A 21,873-nucleotide genomic window follows, 5' to 3' on the forward strand; every position below is an offset into this window, starting at 1 on the left:
ACTCTTATATCTTAATTTTTGTTATTAATATCCTTTATTGTAAGTTCTACATCCCGGTTCAATGCAATTATCCGTTCCATATCCTTATTCAGGCGTATACGGAAAGCCCAGATACGGAAATAGAAAAATAAACCGATAGGCATCAAAATTCCAATTGCCATATTAAGCCAATAATTATGGAACGGACGCACATGTGCGTTTACAGGGATAATCGGATATTTCTCCAGCTTCTGAAGCAATATCAACGAACGGGTATTGGACATCTCATCTACCAATGACTCCATGCGGTTGTTAATCGCAATGATCTCCTGATCCTGACCGGCAGCCATCCACAAACTAAAATAATTAGGAGCTTTAGACAACCGGTTCTTTTCCATATAGTTTTTACACTCCTCCGAAAGTGCATCCAGATCAGAGGGAAGGCGCCGATAATCCGGATCATGAATAATCACCTCCTTCTTTGACAGATGGCGGACACTGCGCACACCGAATACTCGCTTAAACCAAGCAATATAAACATCAGTATTCAATACCACAGAATCTTTATTCGATTTATAAGTCAGGAAATATCCCAGCGGAGCCAGAATGGCGGAACTCATCCACATCCCCATCCATACAATCCACTTCCCGTCGCGAGCCATTTTATAGCCTGTATTATCAATAATATAATAAATGATAAAGGTAAACACGGAAACAATAACCGGCATACCCAATCCACCTTTGCGGATAATGCCTCCCAAAGGTGCGCCAATAAAGAAAAATAAGAGGCAGGAAAGAGAAATTGTGATTTTCCGATGCCATTCTATTTTATGTCTTCGTATGCTAAGATCATTCTGAGCCATTGTAAAGCTCTTAAACCCCCAATCACTCGACAGATTCTCCGTACGGCCAACGGCTGAAGCTATGATCTTCTGCTTATTCATCAAGGTAGCAACTTTAAACAGACTATCCACATTGTAATCGCCAATGCGCGCTTCCTCCATCTTCAGGGTATCTTCCTTGGTCAGTCCGGCCGCAGTGCGATACGGCCCCTTACTTGCTTCAATGTAATACTGCCTGCCGATACTATCGGCCAATACAGTCATCGAGTCGATGGAAGCCTGTATTTTTATCATATCTTTGGTGGTAGACTGATTGCTCATAATACTAGCATCAGCCATATTAAAGTCCGAATCGAACTGAATGATCGTATGTTTCTCCCGGAAAGATTCCCGGCGATAAGGAACATTCTTCGAACTCATGCTCTGTGCCTTCAGATTCTCAAACATCTCACCGCTATACAGATGTAGATAAAGATGCTGCTTATCGGCTGTCATCTCCAGACGCCCCGAATCGGCTACAATAATACGTGCATTATCAAAGTTATTGGAGAAATCATAAATAATCACATCGTAGAGCATGCCCGTCTTACGGTCTTTTCTTTGCACTTTCAAATTATACCCATCAATTTCATCATAAAAAACTCCTTCGGGAATATCTACCTCAGGAGATTTCTGCTTCATCGAAATGAGCAAAGTGCCCAACTTGGCTTGTGCCCGCGGCCCTATGACATTTTGGAAATAGAAGGATACACAACAAATGGCGAAGACAAGGACAATGAGCGGACGCATAATTTTAAGCAGCGAAATGCCTGCTGCCTTCATGGCGAGCAATTCAAAACGCTCGCCAAAATTACCAAACGTAATTAAAGAAGCCAACAACACTGCCAAAGGCAGAGACATCGGTACCAGACTCAACGCAGAATAAAAGAAGAATTGAGCCAGTACACTCATTTCTAACCCTTTTCCCACCAATTCGTCTACATACTTCCACAAAAACTGCATCATGAAGATGAAGAGGCAGATGAAAAATGTACCGACAAAGAGTAATAAGAAACTCTTTATTATAAAAATATCTAATCTTTTTATGCGTAGCATCTTAATAGTTTCATGCAATTAAGATACAAAATTAGCACAAAAAAAGGAGTGCAAAAAATTTTTGGTTGAAAGTTAACTAAAAACCGCATGTTCTACGTAACTTACTCACTTGGGAATCCCACAATTCCTTCAAATCATCAACCTCTTCCGGATCAGAAAAGTCACTAATTTCAAGCACGTAATCGCCCGTCAATTCATTATTACTCATTTTTATTTCAAAATACTCCCTTTCATTTTCGTCATCAAGCCAATGGAAACGAATAAACGAATAGGCCCGAATGGCAACAATAGTTGCCTGACGCTGTTCGATTTTACCCCAACAAAAAGTCACTGTTTTATCATCTGATACCACTTTGTCTGCAAACCAGTCCTCCAAACCGGTAGGTGTGCTTATTGCTGACCAAAGAATATTTTTAGAAGTCGCATTCAGAAGGTATTCCAAATGTATTTTCTCCTTTTTCATAGCTTTATTATTGATTGTGTGTGCCAAGATAAATACTTTTTTCTAAATACAAGGCATAATTAATTCACTTTCTTCATTACATCTCTTCTTTCAGAGTCAGAAATAGCCTGTTCATCATACTTTCAGAGATGTTTTTTTAAGTTAAACACAAAAAAGATAGAAAATGTTTTGGAGATTAAAAAAAAGGCTCTATCTTTGCACCCGCAATCGAGAAACAATGGCGGGATAGCTCAGCTGGTTAGAGCGCATGATTCATAATCATGAGGTCCCCGGTTCAATCCCGGGTCCCGCTACCAAAAGAAAATTAGCGTTTAGGAGGCTTCCACTCTTGGGCGCTTTTTTATTGCCCGACACGCTGCTCCCCTCATACATTTCACTCAGTTATCAACAAGGTTATTAACAGGTATCCACCAAAGTTATCAACAGGATAACAAAATAAGCTTCAATTGATTACAAGTTTACATTCATTCTATTAACCATTACTTCAAACAGGCTATCAACAAGGGAAAATGATAATGTTTCAACTATGTAAGTCTATTTACTGAAACGAGGTAAATGCAGGAAGTCAAAACAAACAATCTTATCGAAAGGTTCAACCACCTACTTTTTTTTATCAAAGCACATATACTTATTAAAATAGCAAATATCCCCGCTAAACCTTATAGGAGAAAATTGGGGAGTAAAAGTTCTAACATTACTCCATAAGATTAAAAATCAAGTAATTATAAGCATTAGTTACATTCCTGCAAAAGGCTTGTTTTAACGTACTGTTAAAACAAGCCTTTTGATAATAAAGAAGAAGTCTTTTGTGCACAAAAGACTTCTTCTTTGCAAATAGAAAAAAACGTTCTGAAAAAGGCATTAACAATGTTAATAGAAAAGGACTACGCTCCTATCTATTTCAGATCCCGGCAAGCCGTATGCTCCAATCGAGATTCACAGAAACGTAACCTTTTTGGGCTTGAGAAGTTATTTTAAGTTCAAATTACTCCTTACCGATGTGATTGCTGCATTAACTGGTGTAACAGACTTTTGAGTGCAATAGTCAAACTCTGCAGATTTATCGCCGGTAAATGATTTCCATTTTAGTTTTAATTTGACTGTTTTACCATTTGTATCCGGCAGACCATCCAGTTTAAAAGCGACCAGACCATCTCCCATCGTACCATATGTGTCTCCGTACGCATGATGACGGAATTCTACCTCATAAGGATTCTCCGGATTCTGGCTTAACAATAAATTTACGAAATGGGCTTTATGATAGTCTCCCCACGTTGTTCTGAAACGTAGAGTCAAATAACCATCTTCTGCAATAGTCACCCAGTCATTCACAATTTCGACTGGATCCGTGCCATATACAACATCATTTTCCGTCCCCCGATCAGGTGCAATCGATTTGGTCAGAATACTATCTATCCAGTTCACCTGTATGGCCTTATCATATTTTCCACCTGATTCATCCAATTCATCATAATTCACCAATGCCCTTACTTCTTTCTCGCCAAAAGGGGAAGAGGTCATATTAGTAGGCAATAATGTCGTGCTATCATTCAACTGCAAAAAGCATGAACCATCAGTCGCGTTTTTCACCGTTACAAGTGCATTAGGAAATCCTCCTACATAATAGTACTTATCATTGTCATCCAGACAAGACTGTAAACCGGCAGAACAAACAACCGCCATCGCAATTATAACTCCTTTATTCAAGAATGAACAGACTTTCATAATAGATTTCATTTTCATTAGACATTCAAAATAGGTTCTCTCTATTTATAGAAATAAAACAATTCCGAAAAGCCTGCATCCAAGAGTGTTAATTAAAAATAATATCAACGGCAAAGAGTACTTTCAGGTCCAAAATATGATCTTTTGAAACCGCCCATATCAATTACTATTTTTTGATGACAAGTTCATCACTTACATCATTAAGATAAGTATTCCTATGGGTAAGCCAAAATTTCTCATAAAAACAGTTTCTTCAAAAGACATCCCCTATATTCATAAAACGGAACATATCACACATCTCGTTTTATGAATACAGGGGATCAATGAAAGTTATCGAAAAATTAATAACCGGATTGCCCAAAGGCCCAATCACAGTATCCTTTGGGTAAAGAGCGGGATTTGCCACCAAAAGTCACAGAGAACGGTTGTTTCAAGTTACAATGCAGATTCACGATTTGTTTTTCATCTGCCTTTACTGTCAGTGTATTACCTTTTCCGGATACACGACAATTATATCCAACCACCTCACCATTTGGACGTTCTATCACAAAAGCATTAGTCAGTACCGTCTCACCAATACACTTAAACAGTTCGTGCACATCATTATCCTGAGTATTGACTGTCTGCCAATCGCTGATCATGTTTACATATTGTTCGCCAATAACAAACTTACGGGTATCATATAATTTGGGATGCGGATTGCCAAAACTAAGATCTGAAAAGTTCAATTTTGTATCAGCACTGCATGCCTGTTCTACTTCAAGGTGTGGATCAACAACAAAAGCCCAACGCAACTGTCCTGTCTTATAATCAATCAAATTAGCAAAAGCCCCCATTGCATTAAATGTCTGTTCCAACCATTTCTCGTCACCTGTCAACAAATAGGCATAATAGGTAGCATATGCACGCCATCCGCTCCAACCATGTGGCGAATTAAACATATTCGGTAACATTTGCACATCGTATTGCGCTTCCCAATAACGCATAGTACCTTGCCGGCGACGTCCATCAGGAACACGAAGCTGAGTCAGACAATCGTGACTATTAAGAATCTTCAGCATTGCATCAGTATAATATTTACGTGTTTCAGCATCTTTTTCAAGAACCCCCATCATACCGATCTGCAAAGCCGAACAAGAAATCATTCCATCCTCAAATGTCAACTCTCCCTCTGTCTGGAAATCACCTTGTGATGCAACCAATTGGTCAATTGCCTTTTTGGCAGATAAAAAATGACGTTCGGCACAATCTTTCCAAAACGGATCTTGCTCACCCAGTTTACGTTCAAGAACAGCAAGTTCTAAAACACTTTTAGCAATATAAATAACACTGGTATAGACTGTTCCGTGATTATAATAGGCTCCGTCATCACGCTGAGAAGTCCGAATCATCCAGTCAGCCAATTTCGATGCTTTCTTCAGATCCTCCAAATTTCCCTGTGCCTCATACTTATCTGCCAACATCCCAATTGTAGTAGAAGTATTTTGAATACGAGTTTTAAAATACAATGGCTCCACTTTTTCCGGATCATGCAATTTATTGTAGAGCTGATCAAAATAGTCACTCAATTGTTTATCCAATGTTTTATCCGGAAAATAACGGGCGGCCAGAAAGGCCGAATAGAACCCATACCAACTTTCGGCATGTGATGTGGGTTTCTGATGATAACGGGCTACATTCTCACGTGCCTTTTTCATCACCCACTGCCAAGGATGATGCACCGTCCATACTGCTTCGGCAACCTTATTGCCCGAACGGACGGAAAGAGTATAAAGTCCTGCATCTCCCAGTTTAACCTTTCCCATCCAACGTTTACCCTCCGCTTTAGTCAGTACAACAGGTAACTCTGCCCCCACATCATTAGTTACTTTTACCTCTGGAGTATCCGCTGTAAGCATGAATGACGCTTCCTCATGCGCAGCATAAGAGGTCTGACGAATATCAATCAAAGGAATATCTGCAGCTTGTGTTATAGCATATTCCAAATTATCCAGCTTCCCCACATTGATGAACAGGAAGGTCCACTCTTTACTTTCGCCTTGTTTCAACTCATACAAATCTTGCGGATGACGAGACGGTAAAGGTAAGGCATTCAACAAGTCAAGATTTAGCGATTCAATGCGATGCCCCATGAACCAAAACGGTGCCGGATCCTGATATCCCAAATTATAGTCCACACTCCAAGATGCTACAGGCTGTTGTGACACAAGTCCCAATGTATGTCCGGAAGGAGTCTGCAGATACCCGTAAAAATGAGTCTTTTCATTTCTCATCAAAGTTGGAAAATATTTACCGAACCAATCCGGATATTTGTCCATATATGTATCGATACCTAACTTAAGCCCTGCCTTCTGAGGTTGAAAAGGAACTGGTGACTCATTAGTCAACTTTACCCTCAATGCAGGTTGCCCATGAACTTTTGTATAGGAAATGCAGCAAAGCACCCCGTCTATTTCGCTGCGATAGGAAGCATATCCATCCGGAATCCAAGGCGCACGTATCTCTTTTCCCTCGCGTTTAGCATAGAAAGAAGGGCCGGCATGATCGCCCTTACGGAAAAAAGGTACTGTATCATTTCGTTGTTTATTTTTAAATATTAGTTGTTCCGCACATCCGGTTTCAGAAATTCTCCATTCCCAACCAGGGTGTTTCAAAACAATTTGTGCCGGAGTCATTGGACTGAAAATCAACATTCCGGATAATAAAACGGCTAAACGTATTCCTTTAAAAAGCATAATCTGTTTTTTCTATTCTAATTGTGAAAAAACGGATCCCGGCAATTTAAAGAATCATAAGATGCTCCATGACAAATTGCGGAATCCGTTTTGAATAAATTTATAATAATCTCTTAATAAGCATTAGTAACCCTCATTCTGAATGACCTGTCCACTACTTTCGGTAATGACACTCTGCGGCAACGGCATCAGGTTCATATACTCTTTTGCAGTAGTAGATCCCTTATACTTGATAGCATAATCAATATACAATCCATAACGAATCAGATCACTACGACGGCAGCCCTCACCCCATAATTCATGCCCACGTTCTTTAAGAACAGCTCCAAGAAAATCGTCCAGTGAGGTAAAATCACTCAACTGATAAGCAGTCAATCCTGCACGTGTATGTACATCATTCAGACGGTCCACAGCTTCCTGAGTAACTGCATTATTACTACGTGCCAATGCCTCAGCCATCAGAGTCAATACATCGGCATAACGGTAAACAACAACATCTACTTCACTGCTTTCACTGGTTTGTGTCGGATCTTCTCCATACTTAATAGGCAATGCACCTTTATCCAGATACTCGCCCGGATTAGTTTCATTGTATGTCACCCCATCTGTTCCTACATATTCACTACAAATAACTTCCAGACGCTTGTCCTTAGGATCGAAACTGTGGTAAAACTGCCATGGCATACGATAGCCATTCCATTTTTGGATATTCGGATTAGTTGTAGGATAATTACTTGGCAACACATGTGCATGCCACATTTGCTCATTTACCCCTCTGGTTTCAATACATGAAAAGATCATTTCATCATTGCCTTCATTCTCTAAAGTAAAGATGTCCTTATAATTAGTAACCAACGAATACCCACATTTCATAACTTCTCTTCCACATTCCACAGCTTTGCCCCATTCTTTTTCATGCATATAAAGTTTCATCAACACCGTATATGCCAGTCCTTTGGTAAATCGTCCGAAGTTCTCATCAGACTTGCTATATTTAGCAGGAAGTACTTCAGCTGCCGCTTTCAAATCATCTTCAATCAGCTTCACTGTTTCCTCTTTTGAAGAACGAGGTACAATGACCTTCTGGGTAGGATTCTGTAAAACTTCTAATGAAGGAATCTGAATAGGGCCATACAAGTCGTAAAGAATATATGCTAACCAGCCACGTCCACAACGTGTTTCGGCAACTAAACGTGTTTTTTCCTCTTCTTTCATATCAATACCAGAAATACGGTCTAATGTCAATGTCATCTTTCCGATATGATTCGCCCACGTACCATAAAAAGAAGTAGGGATATCAGAGGTAGCAGTGAAATTCAACTGTAATACAGCCGGCCACCATGAATCTCCCCATTTACAGTCCAATAGGTCGGTAGACATATCTGTATTGGAGGCCAGACCACCTTTAGCGCATTGAAATAATCCGCCATATCCATCTGCACGGAACGGACCGTAAGCTGCTGCAATAACCAGTGCATCTGCATCATCTGCATTAGTTGGAAATATAGTTGTATTAATAGAGTCGTATGATTCGGATTCCAGGTTAATGCAAGAATCCAATAAACCAATCACTGCGATAAACAGGGAAAATATATAAATTATCTTTTTCATATCATTCTTTATTTTTTATTGCTTAGAAAGTAATATCCAGACCAATACTAAAACTGCGCACATTAGGATATGCCCAATAAGAATCATCCGTTTCCACATCCAAACCATCATACGGAGTAATAGTAAACAAGTTGTTTACATCAGCGTAGATACGTACATTGGAAATCAGCTTCTTTGCCGATTTAACAGGCAATGTATATCCCAATGTAATATTACGGCATCGAATAAACCAGCTCTTTTCCAGAAAATAGTCTCCATATCCATAATTACTCATATATTGAAAATAACCCGGCATCTTACCCGATGTATTATCATGTGACCACACATCTTTAGCCGAAGTCGGCATGTTATAGCCACGATATAAGTTATTCACTCCAGTCATTGTCCCTGAACCAACAATCCAATAATCTTTATAAGAACCACTCTTTAATAAATCCAGCTGCCCATAGAAGTAAACATTCAGATCGAAATTCTTATAACGGAAAGTATTATTCAATCCCAACAAATACCCCGGATCACTGCAACCTTTAAATACAGCATCCGCATAATCGATCTTTCCATCCGGCTTTCCAGTCCTCAATGGAATGCCATGTTTATCGGTTTTATAAGTTCCGTCTGCATTGTATGCATATCCATCAATATCTTTTAATTTCACCTGTCCCGGTAGGGCTCCCGGCATCCAGGATACTTCCTCTCCCGGCTGAATCAACCCGTCAGACAGATACATATAGTATCCCCTCAACGGAGCATTATACATGTCGTATGGGTTCGGGCTCCAGCTCTCGTCACGTTCTTTCCATTTATCACGATAGAATGAGAAGGTGAAATCGGTATTCCAGCTAAAATCTTTTGTATCAAAGTTCTTTGTATTGACTGTCAGTTCAAATCCTTGGCTTTGTGTTTTACCAATATTGGCCGCAATTGAACCTACTTCATTATATGAAAGCACACTGCGGGAGCTAAGCAAATCAGAAACTACCTTATGAAAGTATTCTGCCGTTACATTAAAACGGTTGTTTAAGAAGCCCAGATCCAATCCTACATTCCACTCGGTCGTGGTCTCCCATTTCAAATCCGGATTACCGATCTGACTGACATAAACTCCTGTATATTCTTTATTACCGAAAACTTTATTATATCCAGTACCATAATAAGTGACTGATTTATCTCCAATATTCGAGTTACCTGTTTGTCCGTAACTTAACCTTAACTTACCGTTAGATAGCACTTTATCCAAATTCAAAGACCGGGCAAAATTTTCCTCCGTAAATCTCCAACCCAAAGCGACAGAAGGGAAATATCCCCAGCGGTTATTTTTTGCAAAGTTAGAGGCACCATCAGCACGAAGAGTGGCAGTCAACAAATAACGATCTTTATAGGTATAATTTACACGACCGAAGAAAGAAGCCATTTCGCTTTTAGAAGCGGAAGAACCAACCCATGGTTTCTCATAAGTACCTGCACCCAGATTATTAAACAGAAAAGCATCCGTCAAAAAACCCTGGTTACCGGCATTCAGATATTTGCTGGTGAAACGCTGGAAAGAATATCCGACCAAAGCATTCAAATTATGGTTACCAAAACGCTTTGCATAATTGGCTGTCAGTTCCAGCAAATAATCAGATCTGTCATATTGCCCGATATCTGCACGTCCATCTGCCTTTTCTCCATAAAGAGTTGTTTTGGGCATATACACTTCACGACGCTGGTAGTTGCGGTCAATGCCGAAGCTCGCTTTTAATGTGAGTTCATTAATAGGTTTAATTTCAACAAACGGAGTAGCCAACAAACGTTCTTTAGTCGTTTGGTCACTAATCTCAAGTAATGAAACAGGGTTTGGAATATAAGCAGCTTGTTGATTCAAACTGTAATCACCATTTTCATCTTTGACCGAAAGTAGAGGACTAAACTGAGCTGCCGACACTAAAATACTGGCATATTCATTTTGCCCCGCTCCCAACGGAACATTGTCCAATGTATTACGGCTCACAGTCAGGTTGATACCGACTTTTGCATATTTACTAAGTTTCTGATCCAAATTAACACGTCCGGTATAACGCGACATACCATTATTCTTCACAATACCCTTCTGATTAAAAAAGTTACCCGAAATCAGATATTTGGTATATTCTGTACCTCCATTGATAGAAATATTATGCTGTGTCTGAAAACCGGTACGCGTAATGTGATCAAACCAATCCGTATCGTTCACCGGATTCGCAATCTCCGCATCCGAATATTTTGGACGATATGCACTGGCGACATCCGATTCACTCTTACCGCCATAAATACCAACTTTATTGTCATACATCCATTTTTCCTTGAACCAGCGGTTAGACTGAATCATAAAATCCTGTGCATCCAACATTTCATATTGGGTAGCCATGGTCTGTACAGTAGCCGATCCTGAATAGGTAACTTTGGGTTTCCCCTCTTTTCCCCGTTTAGTCGTAATAATGATAACACCACTGCCTGCGCGCGCACCATAGATGGCAGTAGAACTGGCATCTTTCAATACTTCAATTGATTCTATATCATTGGGATTAATAGAGGCCAATATATTATCAGTTGTACCATTATTGCTGTTATAACCGACACTGACATTTCCCGCATTACTTACAGGAAATCCATCCACAATAATTAACGGATCATTACCTGCACCGGTCGAAGCAGCTCCACGAATGCGAAATGTTGTACCCCCACCCGGCTGGGCACTAACTGTGTTTACTTGCAATCCAGCAGCCTTACCTGCCAATGCATGACTTACCGTAGAGATTGTACTTAAGGGAGTATCATCCATCTTCACTGATGCTACAGCTCCGGTCAGGTCCTTTTTCTTCATAGTACCATAACCTACGACAACAACTTCATCTAAAGTTTTAGTATCTTCCTTCAGCGAGATAGTTAATTGATTCCGGTTTTTTACAGCTATATCCTGCTGTACATATCCAATATATGTAACCTGTAATACTGCGTTATCCGGCACTTCTAACTCAAAATCTCCATTGAGATTGGTAATTACTCCTGTTGTCGTACCTTTTACTAATACATTTGCTCCGATAATCGCCTCGCCACTGGCATCTTTTACAACTCCTTTCACTTTCTTTACCTTTGAAGCAGGCTTTTGCTCCACCGGCACAATAACGATGTAGTTGCCGTTCTTTTTGTATGTATAACCCGTATCTTTCAGGATGGTTGCCAATATCTCCAGGACTTCAGTTTCTTTCTGGTTTAACGAAACCTTACGGGAGACGTTCAGGTGTGAATCATTATAAGCGATTTTATACTTCGAAGATGCTTCGATCTTCTCAAACGCTTGTTTCAATGATACTGTTCCATCCCGAAACGTAACTTTCTGGGCATGTACTTGCAGAGAACCCGCCAACATCAAACCAAGGCAGAAGGTTGCCACTCGGATTGATCGATTTTTGTTCATAATATTATTTTTTTTAGTTAAACAATAGCCGTCCTTTGGCGACTTTTACAATAGGACAGTCTGTTATTTAACTACACCCAACGACAAAACGTTAACAAAAGCTAATATTTAAAATCTTATTCGATATAAATATCTTTCCCCTCTATCTGATATTCAAGTCCTGGAATCATTTCTTTGATCAGCATCATTACATTTTCTATCGACTCATTAGGATAAAAATGAATAGTTAGATTATTGGATTGATAAATAGAAGTCTGTAAATGTACCTGAACCGAATAGGCGCGTTCTAAGGTCTGTATCACTTCTTTAAACGGACTACTACTAAAATATAAACCTCCATCTCTCCAATCAGAATAATCAGAAGCTTTTACCCGTTTTCGCTCTATATGTCCGGTAGACGGGATATAAACGATTTGATCATCAGGCTCCAGTAAATAGGATGAATTGGAACGATTCAGCAACATACGAATGGATCCTTCTTCCAAAGTTGTCACGACCTTATCGATATTAGGATAAGCATTTATATTGAACTCCGTACCAAGTACACTGATTGAAATAGAGTTCGTTTTCACAATGAAAGGACATTCTTTATTTTTCGTTACTGAGAAATAACCTTCACCAGCCAGATAAACTTCACGTTCATCTCCAATGAACGAAGATGGATAAACCAACAGAGAACCGGAATTGAGCCAAACTTTCGATTGATCGGGTAAGATAATTTGTTCCCTCTTCCCATTATTAACATAGTATTGGATGAAGGTCACATTACTGAGTTCATTCTTGATAGTAAGAGTTTCTGTATATAAATAAGCAGAACCGAATAAAAGCAATAGAGGGATGATGATAGATGCAGCAACCCAAGTCCACCGGGGAATACGGAAACGCGGAGAGTCCGGTTCCAACTTCACAGAGCTTCCTCCAATCTGTTGTTCCAGCTTCTCAAACGCTCTTAATGTTTCGTGTTCATCCCCTTCCGGGAAACCGATCTGTTCCCAAATACCAGACAAAGCCTCCTCTTTCTCTTGCTTGCTATTTGTGTCGGTTAATCGTTTATACACTCTCCCCGCCACCTCTTCCGATGCCGGATGATGGAAAAAGTAAGTGATTATATTTTTTAAATAACTCATTCTATTAGTAATTTATAATAGGACGTATAAATCCGAGTTTATCCCTAACCGTATTAACATAAATAGAGAAAAATAAAGAGTAACAAAGCATTTTTCAGTTCTTTCAATGCCAGGTTAAGATGGTTCTCAACTGTTTTTTTACTTATCTGCAACTTTTCCGCTATTTCTGCATTGGTAAGCCCAGCCTCACGGTTTAACCGGAAAATCGTTTGCCGTTGAGGAGGCATGTTCTCTACCACCATATCAATCAATAATTGCAAATCTTTGGCAACTAACTCTTCGTAAGGTGTAGTATCCGTAGACTCTTCCACTGAATCAGCCCTTTGATCATCCTGACGATTCTGCCTGGAACGCAAATAATTGAAAGTTGTATTTTTAGTCAAAACATACAGATAAGTACCAAAGACTTCCACTTCACGAAATCGTTCCCGATGGGTCCACAGCTTAAGAAAAACCTCTTGTGCCAAATCTTCCGTTTCACTCTCTGATTTAACCAATCCCATAATAAAAGAGCGCACCTTTGGATAATAACGCACAAACAATGTCTTAAACGCTATATGGTTTCCTTGTGAGAATTGGACGACCAGCAATTTTTCATCTGCGATTTCAGAATGCATTATTATACCTCGCTTAAAAGATTAACTTAGACAAGTATCAGATTATATATCAATACGCCGACAAAAATAACAAAAAAAGCTTAATATAAAGATGTTATAAGTTGTTTTTTCCGGAAAATGCCCTACAGAGCCACAAGTTCACCTCTGTCATTTACAATCATCATCAAGCCTTCAGTCTCATCACGAAGCAGCTCCCCTTACCCAATTCGCTCTGCACGGTCAACGTACCTCCATGTGCTTCTACAAAGTCTTTTGAGATAGACAATCCTAAACCACTCCCCTGCACCTTGGTGCCCGGTACACGGAAATAACGATCAAAAATACTTTGGTGATATCGCGGATCAATCCCCTTCCCAAAGTCCTGGACATAGAGTTCGATATACTCCTCTTCACGCCGGGCACCAATCACCACCCGTCCATTCTCTTTAGAATAGCGGATTGCATTGCTCAAAAGATTAGTAAGCACCCAAGCTATCTTTTCACTATCCACAAATAACTTAGGTATCTTCTCTTCAGGGTACTCCACTTCTATCTGTATATTGAATTTATCGGCCTGTACCTGATTGGCCTTAATGGCATATTCAATCAGTTCGATAGGTTTTGTAATTTTCGGCATCATCTGAAGTTTACCGGCTTCCACCTGAGTCATATTCAGTAATTCTCCGGTAATATCAAGCAAACGCTGGCTGTTATCCTTTATATTCTTTGACAGCTGTTCTTGTTCTCCATTCAGAACTCCTACCCTCTTGTCCTCCAATAGCTGAAGGCTCATCATAATGGCAGAAATGGGGGTCTTCAGTTCGTGAGAAATTGTGGAAATGAAGGTTGTTTTTGCCGAATCGAGTTCCTTAAATTCTGTGATATTTTTCAGCAAAATGACGTCTCCCAAATTACGGGCTTCTCCTTTTTCTGCCTCTGCATTCTCAATCGGGATATAAGAAGCCTGGAAATAACTTTCTTTATTATCCGCATAGATTTTCAAGGGTTCATTCTTTTCGCCGGGAGTCACCAGTTCACGTATCAGTCTGCGCAGCAGATCATTCTTCAAAGAAAGTTCCTCAGCCGAGTGTCTAATCACATTCTCACGCTTCATATTGAGCACATTCAGTGCTTCATTATTAATAAAAAGAATTTCTCGTTCGGTATTCAGCCCGATAATCGGTTCATGGATACTATTGACTACAGCCTCAAGAAATTTTTTTGCAGAAAGAATATCAGCTAACGTACTGTCACGATATTCTGTCAGTTTCTCTGCCATACGATTAAAACTATCGGAAACCTCCCTGAATTCTTCATATCCCTTCATATCCAATCTCTTTTCATAATTATGATTGGCTATTTCCAGAATTCCACGAGTCAGTTCCTTTACTGGTCTATTAATGGAGCGGGGTAGCCAAATAAGCAGAACCAACCCCGTCAAAATACAAATACCACCCGTTATGGAAATCCATAAAAGAGCACGTTCCAAAGAAGGCATAGCAACCGGACTGTCAGGTTCCGTAGCCGTCAAAATCTGAAGATTAACCACTGAAAGTGTTACCAGTAAAATGATCATTCCGGCCAATATTCCAATGCCGAAAAGTAATTTGGTTTTTATATTCATAATCGATAATGAGACTAAATCATTTTTTATGCAAGTATAATCAAATCTACGTTCGCTTGTGCCAGATTATTTAAAAATCTGCGATATTTCAATATTCCGCACACAGCGCCGGGCAATCGGAGGAAAGGGGATCCCATACAAACAGTGGATATTTGTTTCTCTTTGCAAACCTGTACAATACTCCGCAACACATCTTTCGACTGCACCTGAACCACTTCTCCCCCCAACTCAGTCACCAGTTTAAAATGATTCAGCAAATGACGTTGGCTGGCCAGATCGATACGCTCCATACTCTCTCTGGGAGTCTGTACATAGAGTGCTACAAACGAGGTGTTGTACCGGGTAGCCAAACGGGCCGCTTTCCGTATAATACGCCGGGGAGCTTTTTCCTGACTACTGATGCAAGCCATAAATTTTTCATGACGAACCCCAAGGCCAATGCTCATCACAACTTCATTTTCCACTTTCTTCTCTACTCGCAATGCGACCTCTTTCAAGGCCAATTCACGGAGTTGCAAAATGTTTTCAGTCTTAAAAAAGTTATTGAGTGCGGTCTGAATCTTCTCCGGTTTATATATCTTCCCCGCTTTAAGCCTGGTAATCAGTTCTTCGGCTGTGAGGTCAATATTCACGACCTCGTCAGCCTCTTGAAGTACGCTATCGGGGATACGTTCCCGAACTTCAATGCCTGCTATATCCTGCACTTCTTCGTTTACACTCTCAATGTGCTGGATATTGACTGCCGAAATCACATTAATGCCTTCATCGAGCAATGTCATCACATCCTGCCAACGTTTCTCATTTAGACTCCCTTCCACATTAGTATGTGCCAGCTCGTCCACTATCACAATTTCGGGATGAATACGGATAATCGCCTCCAAGTCCATCTCCTCAAGCTCTTTCCCTTTATAAAACAGTTTCCTACGCGGAATAACCGGCAAGCCTTCCAATACGGCCTCCGTCCCGGCACGCCCGTGTGTCTCAATATATCCTATCCGGACATCTACTCCACTATCAATCAAATCGTGTGCTTCCTGAAGCATCCGGTAAGACTTGCCTACACCGGCAATCATACCGATGTAAACCTTGAACTTACCACGACGTGATCTCTTTATCAAATCGAGGAAATGTTGTACACTCTCTTCTCTATCCATATTTATTCATTTTTTATACTGCATAACCCGTAACAGTATCACTACTGCTACGGGCCGGCTAACAACTTCACGAGTTTTTAAATTATATCTGATTTCACGGTTTTAAAGTGATACCAAACACCAAATGTGCATCTTCCATACGAGGATTCCAAACAGCCTGTGCAAATATAGGCAAAGCAAACGTATCATTGAATCTGATCCGGGTAGTTCCTTTCAAAGCAACATTGGTCACAGCGAATCCATCACAATTGTACTGAGGAGCCACATAAGGGACAATACCGCAAGTTGCGTTCAGATCTACCATCTTTACACAGAAAGGATAATTAAACTCGACATAAGACGAGTAATTCTGTTTGCCTTCCGCATTCTTATCTTGTCCGGCAAACATGGTATACCATGCTATAGATAAAGGAAACTTTTCAGACTGGACGGCATAAGTAAGTCCTGCTTCAAAATGGTGAGCGGTTTCATGACTTTTAAAATTAAAGTATTTACGTGCTCCCTGTCCTGCCCACCATAAATCCGCAACTGAAAAAGTCAATCCGGAATTACCTAAAGTATAGGCAGCAGTCAAATCTATCTCTTTAGCAGCAGCTCCGGCCGAAGCGGAAGTCCCGTCAAAATCTGTAGATCCCCATGCCGTCAGCGAAAAGCCTCCGGCACTGAACCCCAGGGTCGGCTGAATACTGACCCCTGTCTGATACATTCCACGCCAAATGTAAGAGCTTACCAGATCGCCCTGAACATTGAACTGTTGAGCATTTGCATTTATACCTCCCCAAAAACACATAGCCACAAGTGCCAGTGATGTTAAAATCGTGTTTTTATTTATAATATTTCTCATATTCATTTCCTGTTTACTTTTGTCTCTTCAAGAGCTATATTCAATTTTAATACATTTACTTTCTCGGTTCCGAATACCCCTAACAATGGTTTTTCCACTGCCTTATCTACAATCCTTCTGACTTCCTCTACATCCATTCCACGTGCTTGAGCGACCCTTTTTACCTGCACATAAGCACTCTGAGGAGTGATATCGGGGTCCAGTCCCGAACCACTGGCCGTCACCATTTCGGCAGGCACATCTTTACGGGACAAGTATGGATGGTGAACCAGGAAAGTGTCGATACGGGATTTCACTTCTGCCAGATATTCCGGATTGGTAGGCCCTTTATTACTACCAGATGAACTGGTTGCATCATAACCGTCACCTGCACATGAAGGGCGTCCCCAAAAGTAAATATCCTCCGTAAATTTTTGTCCGACATTGGCGGCGCCGACCACTTTACCGTTCAATGTCACCACCTCCGCATTACCCTGATTGGGACCGGCTACCCGAGCAAACAACCATAACACGAGAATATAGAACACTGAGAAGAATACACAAAACACAAGCGTTATCTTGATGGATTTTAATAATGTTTTCATTGTTTGAATATTTAGAAGAATAAACTGACTACCAAATCGATTAACTTGATTCCGACAAAAGGAACTATCACCCCTCCTAACCCATAAATCAGCAGGTTACGACGAAGTAGTGCCGATGCTCCGATCGGTTTATACTGTACTCCTTTCAAAGCCAATGGAATTAAGATCGGAATAATAATAGCATTGAAGATAACAGCCGAAAGGATCGCACTTTCCGGACTGTGCAGATTCATGACATTAAGTGCACCGAGTTCTGGAATAGCCACCATAAACAGGGCAGGCACAATAGCAAAGTATTTGGCCACATCGTTTGCAATAGAGAAAGTTGTTAACGTACCGCGAGTCATCAGCAGTTGCTTTCCGATTTCCACAATCTCTATCAACTTCGTCGGATCGTTATCAAGGTCGACCATATTACCGGCTTCCTTGGCCGCCTGGGTACCACTGTTCATTGCCACACCGACATTAGCCTGTGCCAGAGCAGGAGCATCATTCGTTCCGTCGCCCATCATAGCCACCAACTTACCTGACTGTTGTTCCTTACGGATATATTCCATCTTATCTTCGGGTTTTGCCTCGGCGATGAAATCATCTACTCCTGCCTTCTCTGCAATGTATTTAGCGGTCAGGGGATTGTCACCGGTCACCATCACCGTTTTCACTCCCATCTTTCTCAAGCGCTCAAAACGCTCCTGAATTCCCGGTTTGATGATATCCTGCAACTCAATAACCCCTGTTACCTTCTGGTCGACACACACTACCAGCGGTGTACCGCCATTACCCGAAATTTCAGCTATCACTTCTTCTATTTCTTTCGGAAATTTATTTCCTGCAGCCTCCGTTATTTTACGGATTGCATCGAAAGCCCCTTTACGGATTTGTGTACCATCGGACAAATCAACCCCCGAACATTTGGTTTCGGCAGTGAACTGAATCATGCGTGCACCGGTCGTATTAAGACTCCGCATGCGTACCCCCGATTCACGTCCTAACTCTACGATGGACTTACCTTCAGGCGTTTCATCCGAGAGGGAAGCCAGTAGACAGGTCGTAATAAACTCACGCGGACCGACTCCCGGTGCCGAATGGAATTTTGTCGCTCTACGATTACCAATCGTAATGGTACCCGTTTTATCTAACAGCAGAGTATCAATGTCACCTGCCGTCTCAACAGCCTTACCCGATTTCGTAATCACATTGGCACGCAGTGCACGATCCATACCGGCAATACCGATTGCAGAAAGTAGTCCCCCGATAGTAGTCGGAATCAAACAGACAAACAGAGAAAGAATAGCTGCGATCGAGATGGCCGTTCCAGGATGCTCAAGACTGGTATAATCAGCAAACGGAATCAGAGTGACGCAAACGATGACAAACACAAGTGTAAAACCGGCCAACAGAATGGTCAAAGCTATCTCGTTCGGTGTCTTTTGTCGGCTGGCACCTTCTACCAAAGCAATCATTTTGTCGAGAAAACTTTCACCGGGCTGTTGTGTCACCAATACCTTGATGTGATCCGAAAGCACTTTAGTTCCACCGGTCACCGAACTCTTATCTCCACCTGCTTCACGAATCACAGGAGCAGATTCACCGGTAATGGCACTTTCATCAATCGAAGCCAATCCTTCGATAATCTCTCCATCGGCAGGAATCGTATCGCCTGCCTCACACACAAAAATATCTCCCTTTTTCAGCATTGAACTGCTCACCGTCTGAATCTTGTCACCCATCACCAGTCTGGCAGGAGTTTCCTCACGTGTCTTACGCAGGCTATCCGCTTGTGCTTTGCCACGGGCTTCGGCTATCGCTTCGGCAAAATTGGCAAACAACAAAGTGATAAACAAAATCAGGAATACACACAAATTATATCCGAAAGCACCATACTCCGGAGTGAACAGAGAGAACACCGTCACCACCAACATAATAAAGGTAACTATCTCTACTGTAAACATGATCGGATTCTTTACCATCATTCGCGGATTTAACTTCACAAACGATTGCTTGATACTTTCCATTACTTGCTCCTTTTGAAACATAGAAGCTGACATTTTATTTTTCATAACTATATTATCCTGCTATTCTTATAAACTTAAATGTTCGGCAATCGTACTTAATGCATGCACAGGGAAGAAAGACAAGGCTGCAACGATAAAGATAACAGCGAAAGTCATCATGGCAAAAGTCGCAGTATCCGTTTTCAATGTACCGGCACTTTCGGGAATAAACTTTTTCTGTGCCAAAAGTCCCGCAATGGCTACCTGACCGATAATTGGAATAAAACGGCTCAGGATAAGCACAATCCCACATGTCCAGTTCCAAAAGTAAGTATTATCACCCAACCCCTCAAAACCGGAACCATTGTTGGCTGCCGAAGAGGTATATTCATAGAGTTGTTCGCTGAGCCCGTGGAAACCGAGGTTATTCAACCAGCCTCCTTCACTCTCTACAAAATCGGGATGATGTGTATAAACGTAACTTGAAATGGCAGTAAACACAAGGATAACAAACGGATGGAGCAAAGCAACGAGAGTTGCAATCTTCATCTCCCGGGCTTCTACCTTCTTTCCCAGAAACTCAGGTGTACGTCCCACCATCAAGCCACTGATAAACACGGCCATAATAATGAAGGTATAATAATTCATCCATCCGACACCGACACCACCAAACCAAGTGTTAATCTGCATATTCAGCATTTCGACCATTCCACTAAGCGGCATAGTCGAATCGTGCATGCCATTGACTGATCCGTTAGAGGTAACCGTTGTAGTAACACTCCACAATGCTGTGGCTCCGGCCCCAAGCCTTACCTCCTTGCCTTCCATCGCACCATGATCCTGAGCAACTCCCATCTCATCGATACGTGGATTACCTCCCATTTCCTGCTGAACATTAATGAAAACTCCGGCCAGATAAGCAAACAGCATCACTCCAAAGATGCTATATCCTAACTTTCTGCGATTGGTATAGAAGCCCAACGCCAACGCCATTGCCATCGGAATGATCAAGATTGACCAGCATTCAACCATATTAGTCAGATAAGTAGGGTTCTCCAGCGGATGTGAAGAATTAACCCCGAAATAACCGCCACCATTGGTTCCCAGTTGTTTAATAGGGATAATTGCAGCCGCAGGTCCTTGCGATACCATCTGCTCCTGTCCTTCCAGGGTAGTCACCTTCATCTTACCATCAAATCCCATCGGTGTTCCCTGCAAAATCAGGACGAAACCGACAATCAACGAAAGAGGTAATAAAATACGTGTACAGCTTATTACCAGGAAATGCCAGAAGTTACCTATTGTTCTGGTGGATTTGGCAGCCATACTTTTCATGATACCGGCCATAGCGGCCATCCCCGTAGCAGCAGTGATAAATTGGAACAGCATAATAACGAACAGCTGGGTAAAATAAGTCAATCCGCTCTCACCACTATAATGTTGCAAATTGCAGTTTACCATGAAACTGATGCAGGTATTGAATGCTTGATCGGGTGTCTGAGGGCCGTTACCATCGGGATTGAGTGGCAGCCAACCTTGTGATACCAGCAGTACCATTCCCCAGACAAACCAGAAGGCATTCAAAATCAACAAGGCTTTGAGAAACTGTTTCCAATTCATCTCCTCTTGCGGATTTATACCGCATATCTTATAAATCACTCGCTCTATAGGAGCCATAAAGTCCGACCAAGTCTTCTCTCCCTTATAAACCCGGGCTATGTAACGTCCCAAGGGATAAGCTAAGACCACCATTAGGACGATTTGCACCGCCACTCCTAAAATTTCTGTATTCATTGCTTTACTTCCAATTAAAACTTCTCAGGCCGAATGAGCACATACGCCAAATAGCCGAAAAGTGTAATACTTATTACAAATAGTGTTGTGTACATAAACTTAATTCTCCTCTCTCTTTAAATTGTTTCAAACCAATCGACACATTTCCAAAACAGCCAGAAGCAGACGATGCCGCTCAACAGGCAGAAAATAAATGAAACTGTTATTCCCATGTTCTTTACCTTTTAATTAGAATGTTTATATTTCTGTTTTACTTGAAACAATTAATGC

Annotated in this window: 15 protein-coding genes and 1 tRNA gene; 1 reads left to right on the forward strand and 15 read right to left on the reverse strand. The window is 41.1% G+C overall.

What is annotated here, in order from left to right; translation table 11 throughout:
• Positions 1-11 precede the first annotated feature (11 nt).
• On the reverse strand, positions 12-1,916 hold the full coding sequence (locus tag JZY04_RS16820) for an LptF/LptG family permease (protein ID WP_122141492.1): 1,905 nt from the start codon (positions 1,914-1,916) through the stop codon (positions 12-14).
• A 76-nt stretch (positions 1,917-1,992) separates the two neighbouring features.
• Positions 1,993-2,379 carry an START-like domain-containing protein gene (locus tag JZY04_RS16825; protein ID WP_122141676.1) on the reverse strand — a complete coding sequence of 129 codons (387 nt, stop codon included), beginning with the start codon at positions 2,377-2,379 and terminating at the stop codon, positions 1,993-1,995.
• Between the two features lie 219 nt (positions 2,380-2,598).
• Between JZY04_RS16825 and JZY04_RS16830 the strand changes: the two genes are divergently transcribed.
• Positions 2,599-2,675 (forward strand) — tRNA-Met (locus tag JZY04_RS16830).
• Between the two features lie 673 nt (positions 2,676-3,348).
• Here the strand turns inward: JZY04_RS16830 and JZY04_RS16835 are convergent.
• The 13 genes from JZY04_RS16835 to kdpF form a co-directional block, all read right to left on the reverse strand.
• Complete coding sequence (locus JZY04_RS16835) at positions 3,349-4,104, reverse strand: NigD-like protein (protein ID WP_005778786.1); 756 nt, start codon at positions 4,102-4,104, stop codon at positions 3,349-3,351.
• 341 nt (positions 4,105-4,445) lie between these two features.
• Positions 4,446-6,839, reverse strand: coding sequence for a hypothetical protein (locus tag JZY04_RS16840; protein WP_122141487.1), 2,394 nt, complete (start codon positions 6,837-6,839; stop codon positions 4,446-4,448).
• 123 nt (positions 6,840-6,962) lie between these two features.
• Entirely contained in the window at positions 6,963-8,450 is a 1,488-nt protein-coding gene (locus JZY04_RS16845; protein WP_122141486.1) for a RagB/SusD family nutrient uptake outer membrane protein, read from the reverse strand.
• 22 nt (positions 8,451-8,472) lie between these two features.
• The gene (locus JZY04_RS16850) at positions 8,473-11,886 is read right to left on the reverse strand and encodes a TonB-dependent receptor (RefSeq protein WP_122141485.1); all 3,414 of its coding nucleotides are present in this window, start codon (positions 11,884-11,886) and stop codon (positions 8,473-8,475) included.
• Positions 11,887-12,002: 116 nt separating this feature from the next.
• On the reverse strand, positions 12,003-13,013 hold the full coding sequence (locus JZY04_RS16855) for a FecR family protein (protein ID WP_032536840.1): 1,011 nt from the start codon (positions 13,011-13,013) through the stop codon (positions 12,003-12,005).
• Between the two features lie 53 nt (positions 13,014-13,066).
• Complete coding sequence (locus tag JZY04_RS16860) at positions 13,067-13,630, reverse strand: RNA polymerase sigma-70 factor (protein ID WP_022011483.1); 564 nt, start codon at positions 13,628-13,630, stop codon at positions 13,067-13,069.
• 163 nt (positions 13,631-13,793) lie between these two features.
• The gene (locus JZY04_RS16865) at positions 13,794-15,233 is read right to left on the reverse strand and encodes an ATP-binding protein (protein WP_122141484.1); all 1,440 of its coding nucleotides are present in this window, start codon (positions 15,231-15,233) and stop codon (positions 13,794-13,796) included.
• Positions 15,234-15,259: 26 nt separating this feature from the next.
• Complete coding sequence (locus JZY04_RS16870; RefSeq protein ID WP_122141483.1) at positions 15,260-16,387, reverse strand: sensor protein KdpD; 1,128 nt, start codon at positions 16,385-16,387, stop codon at positions 15,260-15,262.
• A gap of 94 nt (positions 16,388-16,481) precedes the next feature.
• Complete coding sequence (locus JZY04_RS16875) at positions 16,482-17,231, reverse strand: hypothetical protein (RefSeq protein ID WP_122141675.1); 750 nt, start codon at positions 17,229-17,231, stop codon at positions 16,482-16,484.
• Positions 17,232-17,233: 2 nt separating this feature from the next.
• Positions 17,234-17,815, reverse strand: coding sequence for a K(+)-transporting ATPase subunit C (locus JZY04_RS16880; RefSeq protein WP_005778797.1), 582 nt, complete (start codon positions 17,813-17,815; stop codon positions 17,234-17,236).
• Positions 17,816-17,826: 11 nt separating this feature from the next.
• Entirely contained in the window at positions 17,827-19,875 is a 2,049-nt protein-coding gene (gene kdpB / locus JZY04_RS16885) for a potassium-transporting ATPase subunit KdpB (RefSeq protein ID WP_032531738.1), read from the reverse strand.
• 21 nt (positions 19,876-19,896) lie between these two features.
• Entirely contained in the window at positions 19,897-21,603 is a 1,707-nt protein-coding gene (kdpA, locus tag JZY04_RS16890; RefSeq protein ID WP_122141482.1) for a potassium-transporting ATPase subunit KdpA, read from the reverse strand.
• A 14-nt stretch (positions 21,604-21,617) separates the two neighbouring features.
• On the reverse strand, positions 21,618-21,698 hold the full coding sequence (gene kdpF / locus JZY04_RS21555; protein WP_080546244.1) for a K(+)-transporting ATPase subunit F: 81 nt from the start codon (positions 21,696-21,698) through the stop codon (positions 21,618-21,620).
• Positions 21,699-21,873: the final 175 nt, after the last annotated feature.

This window comes from Bacteroides sp. 11BF (genome assembly GCF_019633765.1).
In the GTDB taxonomy this organism is placed as follows: Bacteria; Bacteroidota; Bacteroidia; order Bacteroidales; family Bacteroidaceae; genus Bacteroides; species Bacteroides hominis.